Below are 17,363 nucleotides of genomic sequence, written 5' to 3' on the forward strand. Positions count from 1 at the left end.
GCGGCCGCGGAACTGGGGACTGATCGCCGGAATCAGATCTGCGGCGTCGTGGGCTCCGCGTCGATCCGCGGGAACGGGTTCTCCGCTTCCAGCAGGTACCCGATTTCCAGTAACGTGCGCTCGTCGCCGTAGGCCGCGCTGCACATGACGCCGATCGGGACACCGCTGGACCCGATGCGCATCGGCAGCGATAGGGCGGGCGCCCCGGTCACATTGCCGATCGGGGTGTAGCCCACATATGTCCGCAGCCGCTCGATCAGCTCTTCGGATGGCACCTTCGGATCGAGATAACCCAGCTGCGGCACCACGTGGGTGACCACCGGCGAAAGGACGAGCTCGTACCGCGTGAATATCTCGGCATAGATCCGATACGCCCGGCGCAGCCGGTAGAGCGCGGCCGGAGTGCGGAGGATGCGCTCGCGGTGATAGCGGCCCAGACCGCGCGTGAGATCGTCGAGCGCATGGCGATCGAATGACCTGCCGTGCAGGATCTTGCCGCCGATGGCCGACATATCGGCAAGGAACGCCCAGTACAACAGGAAGTCGTCGGCCAGGCGCGGCGGGAAGGGGACGGCCATCGGCTCGACGTGATGTCCGAAGCGTTCGAGCAGTTCGGCCGCGAATTCGACCGCGCCGCGTGTTTCCGCGTCGGGTTCGGCGCCGGTTCCGGCGGTGGTCAGCAATCCGATACGCAGGCGGCGGTCGGCCGGGCCCTGTACTTCGCCGATCGGCACGAGATCCGGATTCCGCCAATAGCGTTCGGCGGCGGCGGTATACGCGGCGGTATCGCGCACCGTCCTGGTCAACACGCCCTCGGAGATCAGCTTTATCGGCAGATGCTTGTCCAGGACATTGTCCAGGTGCCGATACCGGCTCTGCTTCAGTGCGACGAGTCCGGCGCAGGCGGCGGGGATCCGCAACGATCCTCCGCCGTCATTGCCATGGGCGACCGGCACGACACCGGCCGCGACCATGGCGGCCGAACCGCCGGAGGATCCCCCGACCGAATACTCCGGATTCCACGGATTCCTGGTCGGCTCGGCGGCTTGGAATTCGGTCGTCGGGTTCAGACCGAACTCGGGCATCCGCGACTTGCCGAGTACCGTCACCCCCGTGCTGAGGAACTGCGCGGTATAGGCGTCGTCGCGAGCGGCCGGACGGGCCACGAATGCGGCGCTGCCCTGGTTGGTCGGCATGCCCGCGACATCGGCGTTGTCCTTGACGAACGTCGGAACGCCGTACCAGGCACCGGCACGCCCCGAGGCGTATCGCGGCCGGTCGAGACTCGAGTACGCGATGGCGTTGAGCTGCGGCTCCACCAGCGCGACGCGGTCGATCGCCGCGCGCGCCAATTCCTTCGGACTCACCGCCCCCGAGCGGACCATGGCCGCCAACGCGACGGCATCGTGGTCGGCCAGCACATCATCGGAGAATGCGTGTATTCGATCGGCCATAACACCGCCCACAGCTGCGAATCACGGGTCCGGGCGCGACAAACCCTGCCCAATGGACATTCGTCCAGCTAGAGAAATTGTACGCGCCCGGTCTCTCCGAATCAGGAGTATCGACCTCCCCGTCTCCGTGCCCGAAGGCGATTCCGCTAGTCCGTCGCAGCCCGGCGTTGGGTTCTCGCTCCACCGCGCGGCCACGACACCCCAGAGTGCGTCAGAAGACTTGCAGCGGAGGGGATTTGGGGAATGCGACGGGGAGGGCAACCACCGCGCGGTGGAACGGCCCCGGTCGCCATTCCAATTCTTCGACGGGAATGGCCAGCTTCATTTCCGGTAAGGCGTCCAGCAGTTGATCGATCGCGTCCTGTGCGATCAGGGTCGCGATCGAGCGGGCGGGGCAGGCATGCGGACCGACACTCCACGCCAGGTGGGAGCTGTTGTCGGTGTACGCGCCGGTGGTGATCGCGGGATCGTTATTGCAGCCGGTCATGCTGACGACGACCGGCTGGTGCGCGGGTAGCCACGAGCCCTCGATCAGGACCGGCTGCTTCGGGAAGGTGATGCAGTAGTTCGATAGTGGTGGATCGGTGAACAGCACCTCGTCCAACGCGTCGCGCGTGGATAGGGTGCCGCCGAGAATGCCACCACCGAACCGGTCGTCGGTCAGCATCAGTCGCAGCGTATTGACGATCAGATTCTGCGTCGGTTCCATTCCGGCGCCGTACAGGCTGAGGACCTGGTGGATCATCTCGGCGTCGTCGAGGTTTGCCGGATGGGCGAGCAGGCCGGAGACGATATCGTCGGCCGGTTGGTCGCGCTTGAGACAGACCAGTTCGAACATGGCATCGGCGACAATTTTGCCGCCCTCGACGGCCGCATCCGCACCCTCCATCATGGCCGCCATACCAGTCGCGGCACGCTGGCCGATCTCCTGCGGGCAACCGAGCATCGCGTTGATCACCGCGAAAGCCAGCGGCAATGCGTACTGCCCGACCAGATCCGCCGTACCGTCCTGACAGAAGGTATTGATCAGCGGAATGGCGATCTGCTCCACGGTGGAATGCAAAGCGAACAGGTCGACTACACCGAGGCCGGCGATGGTCGCCTCCCGGTAGCGGGTGTGCTCGAGACCGGTGGAGCGAATTGCCGCCGGACGCCATTCGAGCATCGGCCGCACCGGGCAGTCATCGGGCACGCCCCGCTGCCAGGTTCGCGAATCGGCCGGAAAATGGTCCGGATCATTGAGGATCTGCAGTGCGGTGTAGTAGCCGATCACCAGGGTCGCGGGTACACCGGGAGCCAACTCCACCGGCACCAGCGAACCGTATCTCGCGCGCATTTCGCGGTATGCGTCATGCGGGTTCGCCGCGAATTCCGCTGAGAATAACGAGATTCGGGGGCCGTCGGTATCGATCGGCGATCCGTGCGCGACCGGGAACGGGCGGGTCGTGGTGGTTGCCGACTCTGGCGTGGTCAAGAGACGTGACTCCAGTCGTTGTGCAGAAGCGATGAGCATGGTGCGCGACCGCAGGCGCATCCGTGCCGCCTGCGCAGAGCAGAGTCAGCCTACGTCGGCTGCCCGGTCGGCGCGTACCGAGCGCCCCACCGTTGGCCATACGACATGTGACCGGCATTACAGTAGGTAGGGGCGACACGAAGGACACCGATTGAGCACAGCAGCGCACGGCAACCCCTGGGTGGCCGTTCGGCCGGAGGACGACCTCGCGCAATTGGCGCGACAGGTGTCCTGTGCGCATCGCTGCTTCATCGAAGGCGACGAGCAGCCGCCGATCGATCCGGTGCGCCCGGTGGTGCTGGATTCCTGGCGGCGCAGCCGCAGCAACGGCGTCGATCCGGACCGCTTCGGCGCCGGCGTCGACCTCGATGGTCTCGAGCTGCAACGGTATCGAGCCACGCATCCGACCGCGCTGATCCGACCGGTCGTGCGCAAACTGCTGGTCGAGGACGCCGCCGAGGCCGGCCTGCTCGTCGCGATCAGCGATGCCGAGGGCCGATTGCTGTGGGTGGAGGGCGATTCGAAGGTCAAGGACCGAGCGCTGGCCATGAATTTCGTCGAGGGTGCGGACTGGAGTGAGGACCGGGTCGGCACCAATGCACCCGGCACCGCACTCGCCCTCGATCACCATGTGCAGATCTTCGGGGCCGAACACTTCAGCCGCGTGGTGCACGAATGGAGTTGTTCCGCTGCGCCCGTACATGATCCGCGCAGCGGCCGGATCATCGGCGCCATCGATATCACCGGCGGACCCCGCGTGGCGGCGCCGGAGGTGTTGTCGTTGATCCGCGCGACGGTATCGGCCGCGGAATCCGAACTGCGGCTGCTCATGCTCGACGCGCCGAAACCACTCGCGTCGACGACGGCACGCCTCGAGGTGCTCGGCCCGGCCCGGCCGACCCTGATCCGCGACGGTGAGCGCATCCGCCTATCGCAGCGCCATGCCGAAATCCTTTTGCTGCTGGCCAATTACCCGGAGGGACTGAGCGCCGACCACCTCGCCATGCTGCTCGACGAATCCGAGCTGGATCCGGTTACCGTACGCGCAGAGATGTCGCGGGTACGAAAGATGTTGGGCGCCAATGGTCTCGGCTCCCGTCCGTATCGGCTGCTGATGGATCTGGATACCGATGTCGACGAGGTTCGGCGCGCACTCGCGCACGGCGATACGTCGGCGGCGTTGCGCGCCTATCCCGGCCCGATCCTGCCCCGCTCGCTCGCACCGGGCATCGCTGAATTGCGCGTCGAATTGCGCGGACGGCTGCGCGCGGCCCTGTTGACGGCCGGTGATCGCCGCCTGCTCGCCCGCTGGACCGGTTCGGCCGACGGACGCGAGGACGTTGCGGCGTGGACCGCCTACCTCTCCTCGCTGGACCGTCAGTCCTCGCTGTATGCCCAGGTAAAGACACAATTGCGACTACTCGATCGCAAATTGGGCATCTGACCAGTCTCTTGCAACTGTCGTGCAACATGGGCGCTTCTAGTGTTCCGGATCACACCTGACGTGAAAAGTCAGCAGATCGAGGAGCATTCGATGACCGTCTTCGCCCGCCCAGGCACACCCGGCGCCGCCATGTCGTTCCAGACCCGATACGACAACTGGATCGGCGGCGAGTGGGTCGCGCCCGTCAAGGGGCAGTACTTCGAAAACCCAACTCCCGTAACGGGTCAGACGTTCTGCGAGGTCGCGCGCGGCACCGCCGAAGACATCGAACTCGCTCTCGACGCCGCACACGCCGCCGCACCCGCCTGGGGCAAGACCTCGGTCGCCGAGCGCGCCCTCGTCCTCAACAAGATCGCCGACCGCATCGAAGCGAACCTCGACGCTCTCGCCCTCGCGGAGGCCTGGGACAACGGCAAGCCGATCCGGGAAACCCTGGCCGCCGATATCCCGCTGGCCATCGACCACTTCCGTTACTTCGCCGGTGCCATTCGCGCACAAGAGGGTTCGCTGTCGCAGATCGACGCCGACACCGTCGCCTACCACTTCCACGAGCCGCTCGGCGTGGTCGGCCAGATCATTCCGTGGAACTTCCCGATCCTGATGGCCACCTGGAAGCTCGCGCCCGCGCTCGCCGCCGGTAATGCGGTCGTGCTCAAGCCCGCCGAGCAGACCCCGGCCTCGATCATGTTCCTGATCGGCCTCATCGGTGATCTGCTGCCGCCCGGTGTGGTCAACATTGTCAACGGTTTCGGCGTCGAGGCGGGTAAACCGCTGGCCTCCAGCCCGCGGATCAAGAAGATCGCCTTCACCGGTGAGACCACCACAGGTCGCCTGATCATGCAATACGCATCCCAGAACCTGATCCCGGTCACGCTGGAACTCGGTGGTAAGAGCCCGAATATCTTCTTCAGTGATGTCCTCGCGGCCAATGACGACTTCCAGGACAAGGCACTCGAGGGCTTCACCATGTTCGCGCTGAACCAGGGTGAGGTCTGCACCTGCCCGTCCCGCGCGCTCATCCAGGCCGATATCTACGACGAATTCCTGGCCGCGGCCGTGGTGCGCACCAAGGCGGTGCGGCAGGGCGATCCGCTCGATACCGAGACCATGATCGGCGCGCAGGCCAGCAATGATCAGCTCGAAAAGATCCTGTCCTACCTCGAAATCGGCAAGGGCGAGGGCGCGACATTGCTGACCGGTGGCGAGCGCGCCGACCTCGGCGGCGACCTGTCCGGCGGATACTATGTGCAGCCAACGGTTTTCGCGGGCAGCAATTCGATGCGGATCTTCCAGGAGGAGATCTTCGGACCTGTTGTTTCGGTGACCTCGTTCGCGGACTACGACGAAGCCATCAAGATCGCCAACGACACCCTGTACGGACTCGGCGCAGGGGTCTGGTCGCGCGACGGTTCGGTGGCCTACCGGGCCGGACGCGATATCCAGGCCGGTCGGGTGTGGACCAACACCTACCACCAGTACCCGGCGCACGCGGCCTTCGGCGGCTACAAGCAGTCCGGCATCGGCCGCGAGAACCACCGCATGATGCTCGACCACTATCAGCAGACGAAGAACCTGCTGGTCGGCTACGCATCGAAGGCACAAGGCTTCTTCTGATGGCCGCAGTCCCCCGGCGCGTGCGCGCCACCGCGGCGGCGATGGATCTGCTCCGTCGCCTCCGCGGGCTGCACGGCCCGTTGATGCTGCACCAGTCCGGTGGTTGCTGCGACGGATCTGCCCCGATGTGTTATCCCGCAGGCGAATTCATAGTCGGCGATCACGATGTGCTGCTCGGATTGCTGGATCTGCGATTGCGGGTAGACGAGTTGCCGGCCACTGCGCCGGAGCCGGACGATATTGCGCCGGTGTGGATCTCGGGGCCGCAGTTCGCGGCCTGGCGGCACACCCAGCTCGTTCTCGATGTCGTGCCGGGTCGCGGTTCGGGGTTCAGCCTGGAATCGCCGGAAGGATTCCGGTTCCTCAGTCGCGGACGGGTTTTCGATGAGCACGAGCTCGCGGTTCTGGCTGCGATCGAACCGGTGACGGGCGCGGGCTGGGAGCGAGGGGACCGTCCTGCGGGGTCGAGCGACCCACAGGTAGTCGCCGAGGCAGCCGATGCCTGCCCGGTTCCCGGTAGCGGAGCGCGGCCGTCGGCTTGACAGCTAACTTTTACTGCGGCCCTGCCGTTTCCGGCTCAGCTCCGGATCGCGGCTCGAGCGCCACCAGGTCGAGCACCAGATCCTGGAGCACCCTGCGCGTGGTGTGCGCCTGCGCGATCAACGGTTGGGATGATTCCGTCTCCGCTAGCTCTACCAGCTTGTTGACTACGTGGCAGACCGCAACGAGTCGGCGGATCGCTTGACGTCGCTCGGCGAGATTCATGGTGTCGGTGGCCATATTCACCAGATCGCCGCAACACCGCCGACTGTTTCGCTCGAGTTTGCTGGATCACGAAGTCGCACATCAGCAAACGCAATCGTCGGTCATCCGGCCGGGTGCAGAGCGGCGCGGGCGGCGGTGCGGGCGCTGTCCGGATCCGAGGTCGACAGGACGGCGGCTGCGGCGCGGCGGCAGTCTTCGAAGGTGACGGCGGAGAGCGCGGCACCTACGGCGGCTACCGCGACACCGGCGGCGGAGAGCGAACTGATGCCGAATCCGGTTAGGACGCAGGCAAGTAGCGGGTCGGCGGCGGCTTCACCGCAGACGCCGACGGGCTTGTGCGCAGTCGCGCCGGCGGCCGCGGTGCGGGCGACCAGTGCCAGGACGGCGGGTTGCCAGGGGTCGGTGAGTGCGGCGAGGTCGGCGGACATGCGATCGGCGGCCATGGTGTATTGAGCGAGGTCGTTGGTGCCGATCGAGAGGAAGTCGACGTGCTCCAGAATGGCCTCGGCCAGGAGGGCGGCCGCGGGGACCTCGATCATGACGCCTGGAACGAGTCCACGCGCTCGCACCTTGGCGGCGAACGATTTCGCTTCGGCCGCAGTGGAAATCATCGGTGCCATGACCCACGGTATGGGTGTGCGGTCGGTGGCGGCCTGGGCGATCGCGTCGAGTTGACGGTCCAGGATTCCGCTGTCGTGGGCGGCGATGCGGATGCCGCGCACGCCGAGCGCCGGATTCGCTTCTTCGGCGTGGTCGGCGAAACGCAGTGGCTTATCCGAACCGGCATCGAGGGTGCGGATGACCACTTTCGACCCGGCGTAGGCATCGAAGACCTCGCGATAGATGCCCGCCTGTTCGGTGATGCTCGGCTCGGATTCGCGGTCCAGGAAACATAATTCGGTGCGGAACAGGCCGATGCCCTCGGCCGGTTGTGAGCTTGTCGCGCGGGCTCCGGCCGCGTCCTGGACGTTGGCGAGAATCTCGACCCGGTGCCCGTCGGCGGTCGCGCCCGGACCGGTCCAGCCCGCCGTGCGCGATTCCTGCGTGCGGTATTCGGCCACCGCGCGCGCGGCGGTTTCCGGGTTCGGGCCGATGGCGACCTGTCCGGCCGCGCCGTCGATCAGCACGTCGACTCCGGCGGGCACATCGTCGAGTCCAGCGATCGCGACGACGCACGGGATACCGAGCTGGCGGGCGATTATCGCGGTGTGGCTGGTCGGACCGCCACGCGAAGTGGCAAGGCCGACAATGAGTTTCGGATCCAGTCCAGCGGTATCGGCCGGGGCCAGGTCATCGGCGAGCAGGATCGATGGGCGGGCGGGCGTGGGAATGCCCGGTTCGGGCACACCGGCCAGCTCGGCGACCACCCGGTCGCAGACATCGCGAAGGTCGGTGACGCGTTCGGCCATCAGCCCACCGAGTTCGGTGAACACCTCGGCGAACTGATCGGTGGCCGCGGTCGCCGCGACGGCGGCGGGACTACCCGCGGCGATCAATTTCTCGGCGGCGCCGAGCCAGCCACGATCGGCCGCCATCGCGGCATTCGCGACGAGCACCTCCGCGGCCGCACCACTCGCGCGGGTGGCGCGCTCGCGCAAGCGCCGTGCAACCACCGATGTCGCGGCAAGGAAGGCTTCGTATTGCGATGCCCGATCGGACTCGGCGACCGGTTCGGCACGAAGGTCCACGCGAATCCGCGGGGCCGGACGCACGGTTGGTGCGGCGGCGATTCCGGGCACCGCCGGGGTGCCACGCAATGTCATGGCGCTACGCGCTACCTTCGCGGTGCCCATGGCCTGCGGTGATCCGGACATTCGATTCCTCCTCCACGCCGATGTCGAGTGAGTGCGACCGATTACTCAGCTCGGCTCGATGTGATCCAGACTACTCAAATCTCTTGACAAAGCAACATAGACGGGCATAAAACAACATAAACACACATTGCCAATCGGAGGATCGGATGTACGCAGAGGAGCGCCAGCAGGCCATCGCCGCCCTGGTCGGGCAACGCGGGCGCGTATCGGTCGCCGATCTGTCCGAGCAGTACGGGGTCACCACCGAAACCGTGCGCCGAGATTTGGCGGTCCTCGATCGGATGGGGTTGATCCGCCGGGTGCACGGAGGTGCGGTGCCCGCGGCGGCGCTCACCGCGATCGAACTCGGCACCACCGAGCGCGAGCACACGCACGCCACCGAGAAGGACCGCATCGCCAAGGCGGCCCTCGACTATCTGCCACCGACCGGCGGCAGCGTGCTGTTCGATGCCGGGACCACCACCGCGCGGGTGGCCGCTGCCCTGCCCGCCGACCGGGAACTGGTCGCCGTGACGAACTCGGTGCCCATCGCGGCTCGGCTCAGCGGATTCGCCGGGGTGCGGCTGCATCTGATCGGCGGTCGGGTGCGGGGTGTCACGCAGGCCGCGGTCGGTGCGGAGGCCTTGCGGGTGCTCGGTGAGCTGCGGGTCGATGTGGCGTTCATCGGCACCAATGCACTGACCATCGGGCACGGGCTGTCCACCCCCGATCCCGACGAGGCAGCTGTGAAGCGCGCCATGATCGCCAGCGCCCACCGGGTAGTGGTGGTCGCCGATGCCACCAAGGTCGGGCGCGAGGATCTGCTCAGCTTCGGTTCGGTCGAGGAATTCGACGTGCTCGTCACCGATACCGGACTGCTGCCTTCGGTACACAACGAACTCACCGAGTACGGCATCGAGGTGGTGACGGCATGATCGTCACGCTCACCGCGAATCCCAGCATCGACCGCACCGTCAGCTTGCCGGAGCCGTTGCGGCGCGGTGCCGTACTCCGTGCCGAGACGGTGCTGTCGCAACCGGGCGGCAAGGGAGTCAACGTTTCCCGCGTGATCGCCGCCGCCGGGTGCGAGACCATTGCGGTGCTGCCCGGCAATGCCGGGGATCCGTTGCTGCGCATGCTCACCGATGCCGATATCGAACACCGGGCGGTGGCGTGCGCCACCCCGGCGCGTACCAATCTCACCGTAGCCGAACGCGATGGAACCACCACGAAGATCAATGAACCCGGATCGTCGCTGTCCGCCGAATGCCTTGCCGCGCTGACGAATAAGCTCGAGGGACTCGCCGATAAGGCGAGCTGGGTGGTGCTGTCCGGATCCCTGCCACCCGCCGTCCCGACGGATTGGTACGCGTATCTGCTGCACCGGCTGCGCGGCGTCCGGATCGCGGTCGATACCTCCGACGCTCCCCTGCTCGCACTGGCCGCCGAACTGGAATCGGCTGCGCCGCAACTACTCAAGCCGAATGCCGAGGAACTGGCCCAGCTCACCCACGGCGACCCCACCGAGCTGGAGGATCCCGTGGCCGCGGCGCGTGCGGCGAGCACACTGGTGGCTCGCGGCGTCGATGCCGTACTCGCGACGCTCGGCGCCGCCGGAGCCGTGCTGGTCACCGCGGACGGTGCGTGGCATGCCGCCGCGCCGGCCATTACCCCGCGCAGCACCGTGGGAGCAGGCGATTCCGCGCTGGCCGGATACCTGCTCGCCGATCTCGACGGGCTGGACGCGCCGGATCGGCTGCGCCGCGCCGTCGCCTACGGCAGCGCCGCCGCCGCGCTGCCGGGGACCGGGCTGCCCGGACCACACCACACCGACCCCCGCGCCGTGGCCGTCACGACGTTGGAATCCCTGCACAGTCGCTGAAGGACACTGCGATGGCCCACTCCCCTGATTCGATCATCACCACCGAGCTGATCAGCCTCGATACCGACCTCGGCACCGCCAAGGAGACGGTGATCGCGACACTCGCCCAGCGGCTCACCGACAATGGGCGGGCTACCTCCGCCGAGGCATTGCGTGATGCGGCGCTGGCGCGCGAATCACAGTCCGCGACAGGGCTTCCCGGTGGGATTGCGATTCCGCATTGCCGGAATGCAGCGGTGACCAGTGCGTCGCTCGGGTTCGCCCGGTTGGAGCCTGCGGTGGATTTCGGTGCTGCTGATGGGCCCGCGGATCTTGTGTTCCTTATTGCGGCGCCCGAAGGTGCTGGTGCGGAACATATGAAGTTGCTGTCGAGTTTGGCTCGGGCGCTTGTTCGGCCGGAGTTCGTGGGGTCGTTGCGGGGAGCTGCGAGTGCAGATGAGGTGGTTGCGCTGGTTACGGAAGTGCTCGCGCAGAAGCCTGCCATGACACCCAGAACGCCTGCGCCCGAGGCTGTTGCGAATGCCGGAGCCGCACCGAACGGGGCGCGAGCGTCCCGGACGGCTTCCGCGCAAGGACCGGGTTCAGACGGTGCGCTCACACCTGAATCCGCTGCAATCGGCATGCCCGCATCGCAGGCAATTTTGAACAGCACTCCCGCGCCGGAAGCGGCTTCGAACGGCACTACCGCGCCAAGCGCAACTACTTTGTCGGCGACCGGAGCACCACACAGCGCGACAACCCCTGTGCCCGACAGCGTTTCGGCTGAGGAGACAACCGCGGTCGCCGGGCGAACGCTCGTCGCCGTTACCGCTTGTCCGACGGGCATCGCCCACACCTACATGGCCGCCGACTCGCTCGTCGCCGCTGGTGATCGCGCTGGCGTCACGGTGCACGTCGAGACCCAGGGTTCCAGCGGCAGCACTCCGCTCAGCGCCGAAACCATCGCCGCCGCAAGCGCGGTCATCTTCGCCACCGATGTCGGAGTGCGCGGCCGGGAACGGTTCGCGGGCAAGCCGGTTATCGAGTCCGGAGTCAAGCGCGCGATCAACGAGCCCGACACGATGGTCGCCGACGCACTACGCGCCGCCCTCGACCCCACAGCGGCAACGGTCGCCGGATCCGCACGCCCCGAAGGCGATTCGGCACCAGCAGCGCTCGGCTGGGGTACTCGGCTGCGCCAGATCCTGCTCACCGGCGTCAGCTATATGATCCCGTTCGTCGCCGCGGGCGGCCTGCTGATCGCGCTCGGATTCCTGTTCGGCGGCTACGAAATCGCCGACCACGCCAAGAAGATCGTGCTCGACAACTCGCTGACCGCACTGCCCGACGGCGGCCTACCGACCTACCTCGGCGCGGTGCTGTTCCAACTGGGTTCGCTCGCATTCAGCTTCCTGGTACCGGCCCTCGCCGGATATATCGCCTTCGCCATCGCCGACCGGCCAGGTCTCGCACCAGGATTCACCGCCGGTGCCGTGGCGGTATTCGTCGGTGCCGGATTCCTCGGCGGCCTCGTCGGTGGTCTGATCGCCGGATTCGCCGCACTCTGGGTGGCGAAACTGCCTGCCCCGCATTGGGCGCGCGGACTCATGCCGGTCGTGGTCATCCCACTGTTCGCATCACTGATAGTCGGCGCGTTGATGTTCATCTTCCTCGGCAAACCGCTCGCCGCGATCACCAGCGGGCTCACCAACTGGCTCAACAGCCTCACCGGCACCTCCGCCCTGGCCCTCGGCGCCATCCTCGGCCTGATGATGTGCTTCGACCTCGGCGGCCCGGTCAACAAGGCCGCGTATTCCTTCGCCGTTGCCGGACTGTCGGTCACCGATCCCGCCTCGCTGCGCATCATGGCCGCCGTCATGGCCGCGGGCATGGTCCCGCCGCTGGCCATGGCATTGACCACTGCCCTGCGCCCCCGCCTGTTCACCACGGCCGAACGCGAAAACGGCAAGGCCGCATGGCTTCTCGGCGCCACCTTCATCTCCGAAGGTGCGATCCCCTTCGCCGCCGCCGACCCGCTGCGCGTGATCCCGTCGATGATGGCCGGTGGCGCGGTCACCGGTGCGCTGATCATGGCCACCGGAACCACCCTGAGCGCACCGCACGGTGGCATCTTCGTCTTCTTCGCCGTCGGCCACATCGTCTGGTTCCTCGCCGCCCTCGTCGCGGGCACCGCCGTCGGCGCCCTCTGCGTCACCGCCGCCAAGGAATTCATCAAGCCACGCACCCCCGCCCTCGCCACTGCCTGAAATCCCCTCTCACCCAAGGAGAATCCCCCCATGGCCAGCACGACTGTCACTGTCGCCTCCACCATCGGCCTGCACGCCCGCCCCGCCAACATCATCGCCGAAACCGTCACCGACTCCGGCGCCGAAGTCACCCTGGCCCTGGTCGGCGGCGAGCCCGTAGACGCAGGCTCAGCGCTGATGATCATGACCCTCGGTGCCGCCCACGGCACCGACGTAGTCGTCACCAGCGACGACCCCAACGCCCTCGAGCTCGTAGCCAAACTCGTAGCCACCGACCTCGACGCCTGAGCGGGCCAGCCTCTGTTCACACCGATTCCCTTGTCCCATTTGCTGCTTCGCGAACCTCCGCCTCCACCGCGACGTGGTCGAAGCGAGGTCATCGGATATGCGACAGCTCGAACAGCGCAATTACGCGTGATCGGGACGGGGCAGGTCCGCCTCGCGCGAACGCGAGGGCGGCAATCGGAAGAGTCCCTTCAGCCTGCGCAGCGCCTCGCTGTCACCCGACGCCGACGCGGCACCGCTCTCGATCGCATCGGCGAAGCTCAGCCCCTGACTGGTCACGTCCAGGAACGCATTCTCGCTGATCGTGATGGTCGCGTCAGGGTGCTGGGCAGGTCCGTGCAGAGCCTCGATTGTCCCGTCGTCGATCCGGGCGTGGAAGACCTCGTCGTCGATCCGGAACTCGTACACCGCGCGCAGACCGGCGGCGACCTCGGCATCGAAGCAGGCCCGTAGGCCGAGCACCGCCCACCCCGGATGGAACGTCTCGGACTCGCGACGTTCGCCCATCGCCCACTTCAGGCCCCATCGGGCCAGTCCCAGAATCGGCGCTCCGAGTTCCTCGCCGGCCTCGGTGAGGGCGTACGCGGGGGTACGGGCGGGCGGCGGGAGCATGACCTTGCGCGCGAGCCCCTCCCGTTCCAGGTGTTTCAGACGAGCAGCCAGCAGTCCAGTGCCGAGGCCGCGCAGACTGGCCTGGAGGTCGCCGAACCGCTTGGGCCCGGTCAGTAGTTCGCGGATCAACAGCAGCGTCCAGCGCTCGCCGACGAGGTCGAGGGTGCGCGCGGTCGCGCAGTACTGGTTGTAACTTCGCTGGTCCACTTCCTCACTCTAGACTCCACGCTTCCCGATTTTGAACTACCCATTGACTTCCTATTTTGAAAGTGCCAAGTTCATATATTAGTAGCCACTGAAGGGAGTTCATGATGACCGAGGCGCTCTACACGGCGGAGGCGCACGTCACCGGGGGAAGAAACGGCCGAGGACGTACATCCGACGGACGACTCGATCTAGACCTGCGACAGCCCAAAGAGCTGGGCGGGAACGGCGAGGGAAGCAACCCCGAACAACTCTTCGCAATCGGCTACGCCGCCTGCTTCGGCACGACGCTCGCCCTACTCGGACAGCGCGGAAACCTCGAGGCCAACGACGCGGAGATCGACTCATCGGTCTCCCTGATCCCGATCGACGGCGGCCGCTTCAAGCTCGGCGTCGAACTACAGATCTCGCTGCCGTCGCTCACCGACGATCAGGCAACCGAACTTGCCAAGACGGCCCACCAGGTCTGCCCATACTCCAACGCCACCCGCAACAACATCGACGTAGCACTGGTAGTCAACGGCACCCGGCTGTGACACCCGCCCCGGCGCGCGGCTTCATCGCTGTGACTGGTTGTCACCCGGCTCGGAGCCGGTGAACATGTCGATGAGGCCGTGCGGGGGGGTGCTGTCGAGATAGAGCGGGAGAAGTTGCGCGGCATCGGCGGGGGTGACGCCCGGGACACGGTCCCACCGGAGCGGTCGCGCTCGCCGTCTTCGACGCGATCGACGCCACCCGTGGGTCGGCACGCAGCTGTCCCGCACTCCGTCGCAGCCGGCGATGCTGCGGATCTTCGAACTCATCGGACGGCATGTTCAAGCACTCGGCGTTCCCGAAACCGCCGAGTTCACCTCGGCGTCAGCGCTGCTGAACTACATCCCCGGCGTCGGCGGCCTCAATGCAGCGAACGCCCGCACCCTGGAACACGGCACGAACCGGGCCGATTTCCGCACCACAGTGTCGGCCGCGCGGGCGAAACTCGATCCACGATGAGTACCCTTCACCCGCAATGTCGCGGGACAGCTGCGCGACCATGACGATCGCGCCCAGTTCCTCGACGGCATCGACCTCATCCTCGACGGCATCCGGTTGCTCGGGCGCCGTTCCCGGTCGAGCCAGGGGCACCTGACCGTTCCGGCTGGCATGCGTCCCTATGCGGCGCAGAATTCGTTGCCTTCAGGGGCATGCATGATCCACCACTGACCGGCGGGTCCGTTCTCGATTTCACGAACGCGGGTGGCTCCCAACGCTTCCAGACGCTCTGGTGTCGATTACCGGGTTTCCAGTTCGAAACCACCGGCGGAACCTACCGCAATAGCGGGCACACGTCGGGGACGGTGATCGGCACGCTCCGGTGAGACGCCATTGAAATCGTCGTGAAACGGCCGAGGGTAAGGATTCTCGCTGCCGCCACTGGCGACGCACTGATCAAGGAGACACACATGAAACGTTCGAGCACAACCATTTCCGCGATCCGCACGGCCGCCGTGACCTTGGCCGCCTCCGCGGTGACCAGCCTGGTCGGCGCGGCCGGGTCAGCCCATGCCGAGTTCGCCTACTACCTGATGTACAACCGAGGTATCGGCATGTGCGCGACGACGCAGGACGACCCTGCCAACGGAATCACCGGCACCGCCCGGTTCGCCCCGTGCGATCCCAACGATCGACGCCAGTGGTGGTTGCGCGCCACCAGCGGGCCGGACACCGTCGCCTTCAGCACCTACGAGGTGAACCCGAAAGGGCAGCATCGTTGCATCGAAAACGCTGCGGGCGGTTGGGGTTTGGCCTTTCTGAACATCTGCGATCAACAGAATTACAAACAAAACTTCACCGTCGAATACGTCCTCTTTCCGGACCACACCGGTACCGAGATCTACAAGGCCCAGTTCGATGACCGCAAACTGAGCGTTCCCTACGCCGCAGGCACGTCCTATGTCACCATCCGCAACGACTTCCCCAATGAAGACCCGCGCATGCAATGGGACAGGCTGCCCACTCCATGAATCCGGCCGCGAGATCATGCGAAGCGCTGCGATCAGGCGGACGTTTCCGGGACGATGAACGTCGTGAGCGCAAGGACACTCGATCAACTCCGGAAGGATCTGCAAGAGTATGCGCGCGTGGCCGAGGTTCGCTACGACCCCGCGATCGCGGATCCGGTACTGGAAACACTCGCTGACCTGTGGACCAACTCCGTCGTCGGCGTGCGCACCACCACGCATCCGGTGCGCGAGCGCGAGGTCAACGCCCGGGTGATGTACCCGGGCGAGCCGACCGAGCTCATCGAGAAGCTATGTGGCGCAGGACTTCTCACCTACACCGGACATCCGATGGAGCAGTTGCTGGCCGAGATCGCGGCCGAGGTGCCGGTCAATTCGGGTGTCGATCTCGCACTGGCCGGTGGGGTGCAGAAGATCTGGTTGGTCTTTCCCGAATTGCTCAGCGTGGAGCGGGTTCTCGGCTTCGCCGGAATTCCGGAGTCGGCACGTGCGCACGCCGACCACTTATCCCGATATGGCGGCCGAATCGGGATTCTCGCTGTAGATTTCGACGCCCACACGATGAACCTCTACTCGAACGTCTTCGAGCCCGGCCATCTCGCGCCGGCGGATATCACCGGGATCCTGGCCGAACTCGACTTCACCGCGCCGACCGACACCGAACTGGCCCTGCTCGCCCGTACCTTCAACCTCTACCGCACCTTCTCCTGGACCTCATCGCACATGGAGCGCATCTGCTTCCCGGTGCGCTGCGAACCATCGAGCTTCCCAACCCATCTCGACCCTGTCCTGGCCCGTTTCGTCGCCGAAGCACCCTTCGCCGACCCCGAGAACCGCGGCTTCGTCTTCTACGCCGCCTACGGCCCGACCAACCGCTACTACAAAGTCCAGGCCGAATACGCGGGCGTCCGCGTCGCCACCTTCCCAGGCGGAACGGAACCCCGCCCGACCTGACGGAATCTGTTGCGGGAGGACCGGTCGGCCCGATAACCACATAGACCGCACGCGCGGGCGTCGGTCACCACGTCCGGGGGGACTGCAATGGAACTGCTCTTCTACATCGTGCCCAGCCTGATCATCGCAATGATGCTGTTCTGGGCGTTTGCGGCGGTCCGCCGCACGGTCGGACTGCAGCGCGCATGGCACAGCGGGCTTACAGCGAACGCGCGCTGTCTGAATGTGTTCACGAAAACCAGTGGCGGCCAGGGGAACACGAGCGTGCACACGACAGTGCACCATGTCTACGAGTTCACCACCCGCGACGGCCGGGTGGTCCGCTTCGAGGAGCGGGGCGGACCGGCCACCAGGCTCGAGGGCGACGTCGTGACTGTGTACTACACCGAGGACAGCAAGGTGTTCGCCACCGCGGAGGAGCCCGGCCACGTGTCGAATGTGGCAGGCTTGGTCGCCTTGCTGGTCTTCATCGCGGTGATCATCTGTTTCTGTGTCGGCGTGATGGGCTACGTCCCGATGGGCAACTTGTAGGCCCGAAATTCACCAGACGACAGTGCGTGTTGCTCTGTTAACCAGGTTCGACTACGGTCCCGCGCT

At 66.2% G+C, this 17,363-nt stretch carries 18 protein-coding genes; 12 read left to right on the top strand and 6 right to left on the bottom strand.

The genetic code is table 11. The annotated features are described in order from the left end of the window. Positions 1–32 precede the first annotated feature (32 nt). A complete protein-coding gene (locus ACIBW7_RS29320; RefSeq protein WP_397051837.1) occupies positions 33–1,454 on the bottom strand; it encodes an amidase in 1,422 nt (473 codons plus the stop codon). Between the two features lie 211 nt (positions 1,455–1,665). Beyond that, positions 1,666–2,967 (bottom strand): cytochrome P450, encoded by a 1,302-nt coding sequence (locus tag ACIBW7_RS29325; protein ID WP_397052381.1) that lies wholly within the window; start codon positions 2,965–2,967, stop codon positions 1,666–1,668. A gap of 151 nt (positions 2,968–3,118) precedes the next feature. On the opposite strand from ACIBW7_RS29325, the gene ACIBW7_RS29330 reads away from it, so the two are divergent. The 3 genes from ACIBW7_RS29330 to ACIBW7_RS29340 all read left to right on the top strand — a co-directional run bounded on the left by ACIBW7_RS29330 (position 3,119) and on the right by ACIBW7_RS29340 (position 6,567). Continuing rightward, positions 3,119–4,411, top strand: a complete 1,293-nt coding sequence (locus tag ACIBW7_RS29330; protein ID WP_397051839.1) for a transcriptional regulator — start codon at positions 3,119–3,121, stop codon at positions 4,409–4,411. A gap of 90 nt (positions 4,412–4,501) precedes the next feature. Then, positions 4,502–6,025, top strand: a complete 1,524-nt coding sequence (gene adh / locus ACIBW7_RS29335) for an aldehyde dehydrogenase (protein WP_397051841.1) — start codon at positions 4,502–4,504, stop codon at positions 6,023–6,025. Further along, positions 6,025–6,567 carry a DUF779 domain-containing protein gene (locus ACIBW7_RS29340; protein WP_397051843.1) on the top strand — a complete coding sequence of 181 codons (543 nt, stop codon included), beginning with the start codon at positions 6,025–6,027 and terminating at the stop codon, positions 6,565–6,567. Before adh ends, ACIBW7_RS29340 begins: the two co-directional genes overlap by 1 nt. 10 nt (positions 6,568–6,577) lie before the next feature. On the opposite strand, the gene ACIBW7_RS29345 is transcribed toward ACIBW7_RS29340, so the two are convergent. Next, complete coding sequence (locus ACIBW7_RS29345; protein ID WP_397051845.1) at positions 6,578–6,811, bottom strand: hypothetical protein; 234 nt, start codon at positions 6,809–6,811, stop codon at positions 6,578–6,580. An 80-nt stretch (positions 6,812–6,891) separates the two neighbouring features. Next, entirely contained in the window at positions 6,892–8,604 is a 1,713-nt protein-coding gene (locus tag ACIBW7_RS29350; RefSeq protein WP_397051847.1) for a putative PEP-binding protein, read from the bottom strand. A gap of 146 nt (positions 8,605–8,750) precedes the next feature. Between ACIBW7_RS29350 and ACIBW7_RS29355 the strand changes: the two genes are divergently transcribed. Genes ACIBW7_RS29355 through ACIBW7_RS29370 form a run of 4 tightly spaced genes read left to right on the top strand, consistent with a single transcriptional unit; the run spans position 8,751 to position 12,999 of the window. Further along, positions 8,751–9,518: a DeoR/GlpR family DNA-binding transcription regulator gene (locus tag ACIBW7_RS29355; protein ID WP_397051849.1), complete on the top strand. Its 768-nt coding sequence runs from the start codon at positions 8,751–8,753 to the stop codon at positions 9,516–9,518. Beyond that, positions 9,515–10,465: a 1-phosphofructokinase family hexose kinase gene (locus tag ACIBW7_RS29360; RefSeq protein WP_397051851.1), complete on the top strand. Its 951-nt coding sequence runs from the start codon at positions 9,515–9,517 to the stop codon at positions 10,463–10,465. Before ACIBW7_RS29355 ends, ACIBW7_RS29360 begins: the two co-directional genes overlap by 4 nt. An 11-nt stretch (positions 10,466–10,476) precedes the next feature. Beyond that, complete coding sequence (locus tag ACIBW7_RS29365; protein ID WP_397051853.1) at positions 10,477–12,711, top strand: fructose-specific PTS transporter subunit EIIC; 2,235 nt, start codon at positions 10,477–10,479, stop codon at positions 12,709–12,711. A 30-nt stretch (positions 12,712–12,741) separates the two neighbouring features. Next, entirely contained in the window at positions 12,742–12,999 is a 258-nt protein-coding gene (locus tag ACIBW7_RS29370) for an HPr family phosphocarrier protein (RefSeq protein WP_397051855.1), read from the top strand. A gap of 120 nt (positions 13,000–13,119) precedes the next feature. Here ACIBW7_RS29370 and ACIBW7_RS29375 read toward each other — a convergent pair whose 3' ends face one another. Then, complete coding sequence (locus ACIBW7_RS29375) at positions 13,120–13,815, bottom strand: winged helix-turn-helix transcriptional regulator (RefSeq protein WP_397051857.1); 696 nt, start codon at positions 13,813–13,815, stop codon at positions 13,120–13,122. A gap of 104 nt (positions 13,816–13,919) precedes the next feature. On the opposite strand from ACIBW7_RS29375, the gene ACIBW7_RS29380 reads away from it, so the two are divergent. Together ACIBW7_RS29380 and ACIBW7_RS29385 are read left to right on the top strand one after the other, a co-directional pair. After that, on the top strand, positions 13,920–14,348 hold the full coding sequence (locus tag ACIBW7_RS29380; protein ID WP_397051859.1) for an organic hydroperoxide resistance protein: 429 nt from the start codon (positions 13,920–13,922) through the stop codon (positions 14,346–14,348). Positions 14,349–14,592: 244 nt separating this feature from the next. Further along, positions 14,593–14,805, top strand: coding sequence for a hypothetical protein (locus ACIBW7_RS29385; protein WP_397051860.1), 213 nt, complete (start codon positions 14,593–14,595; stop codon positions 14,803–14,805). A gap of 158 nt (positions 14,806–14,963) precedes the next feature. On the opposite strand, the gene ACIBW7_RS29390 is transcribed toward ACIBW7_RS29385, so the two are convergent. Continuing rightward, entirely contained in the window at positions 14,964–15,068 is a 105-nt protein-coding gene (locus tag ACIBW7_RS29390; RefSeq protein ID WP_397052383.1) for a VOC family protein, read from the bottom strand. Between the two features lie 186 nt (positions 15,069–15,254). On the opposite strand from ACIBW7_RS29390, the gene ACIBW7_RS29395 reads away from it, so the two are divergent. The 3 genes from ACIBW7_RS29395 to ACIBW7_RS29405 all read left to right on the top strand — a co-directional run bounded on the left by ACIBW7_RS29395 (position 15,255) and on the right by ACIBW7_RS29405 (position 17,297). Beyond that, positions 15,255–15,815 (top strand): hypothetical protein, encoded by a 561-nt coding sequence (locus tag ACIBW7_RS29395; protein ID WP_397051862.1) that lies wholly within the window; start codon positions 15,255–15,257, stop codon positions 15,813–15,815. Positions 15,816–15,878: 63 nt separating this feature from the next. Beyond that, positions 15,879–16,766: an aromatic prenyltransferase gene (locus ACIBW7_RS29400; RefSeq protein ID WP_397051864.1), complete on the top strand. Its 888-nt coding sequence runs from the start codon at positions 15,879–15,881 to the stop codon at positions 16,764–16,766. A gap of 87 nt (positions 16,767–16,853) precedes the next feature. Further along, positions 16,854–17,297, top strand: a complete 444-nt coding sequence (locus ACIBW7_RS29405) for a DUF3592 domain-containing protein (RefSeq protein WP_397051866.1) — start codon at positions 16,854–16,856, stop codon at positions 17,295–17,297. The last annotated feature ends 66 nt before the right edge of the window (positions 17,298–17,363 follow it).

This window comes from Nocardia sp. NPDC049526 (assembly GCF_044465765.1).
Lineage (GTDB): Bacteria > Actinomycetota > Actinomycetes > Mycobacteriales > Mycobacteriaceae > Nocardia.

Bases quoted from the DNA above. Each gene is read 5' to 3' on its own strand.
- ACIBW7_RS29320 (WP_397051837.1), bottom strand. From the start codon at position 1,454: ATGGCCGATCGAATACACGCATTCTCCGATGATGTGCTGGCCGACCAC.
- ACIBW7_RS29325 (WP_397052381.1), bottom strand. From the start codon at position 2,967: ATGCTCATCGCTTCTGCACAACGACTGGAGTCACGTCTCTTGACCACG.
- adh (WP_397051841.1), top strand. From the start codon at position 4,502: ATGACCGTCTTCGCCCGCCCAGGCACACCCGGCGCCGCCATGTCGTTC.
- ACIBW7_RS29340 (WP_397051843.1), top strand. From the start codon at position 6,025: ATGGCCGCAGTCCCCCGGCGCGTGCGCGCCACCGCGGCGGCGATGGAT.
- ACIBW7_RS29350 (WP_397051847.1), bottom strand. From the start codon at position 8,604: ATGTCCGGATCACCGCAGGCCATGGGCACCGCGAAGGTAGCGCGTAGC.
- ACIBW7_RS29355 (WP_397051849.1), top strand. From the start codon at position 8,751: ATGTACGCAGAGGAGCGCCAGCAGGCCATCGCCGCCCTGGTCGGGCAA.
- ACIBW7_RS29360 (WP_397051851.1), top strand. From the start codon at position 9,515: ATGATCGTCACGCTCACCGCGAATCCCAGCATCGACCGCACCGTCAGC.
- ACIBW7_RS29365 (WP_397051853.1), top strand. From the start codon at position 10,477: ATGGCCCACTCCCCTGATTCGATCATCACCACCGAGCTGATCAGCCTC.
- ACIBW7_RS29370 (WP_397051855.1), top strand. From the start codon at position 12,742: ATGGCCAGCACGACTGTCACTGTCGCCTCCACCATCGGCCTGCACGCC.
- ACIBW7_RS29380 (WP_397051859.1), top strand. From the start codon at position 13,920: ATGACCGAGGCGCTCTACACGGCGGAGGCGCACGTCACCGGGGGAAGA.
- ACIBW7_RS29385 (WP_397051860.1), top strand. From the start codon at position 14,593: ATGCTGCGGATCTTCGAACTCATCGGACGGCATGTTCAAGCACTCGGC.
- ACIBW7_RS29395 (WP_397051862.1), top strand. From the start codon at position 15,255: ATGAAACGTTCGAGCACAACCATTTCCGCGATCCGCACGGCCGCCGTG.
- ACIBW7_RS29405 (WP_397051866.1), top strand. From the start codon at position 16,854: ATGGAACTGCTCTTCTACATCGTGCCCAGCCTGATCATCGCAATGATG.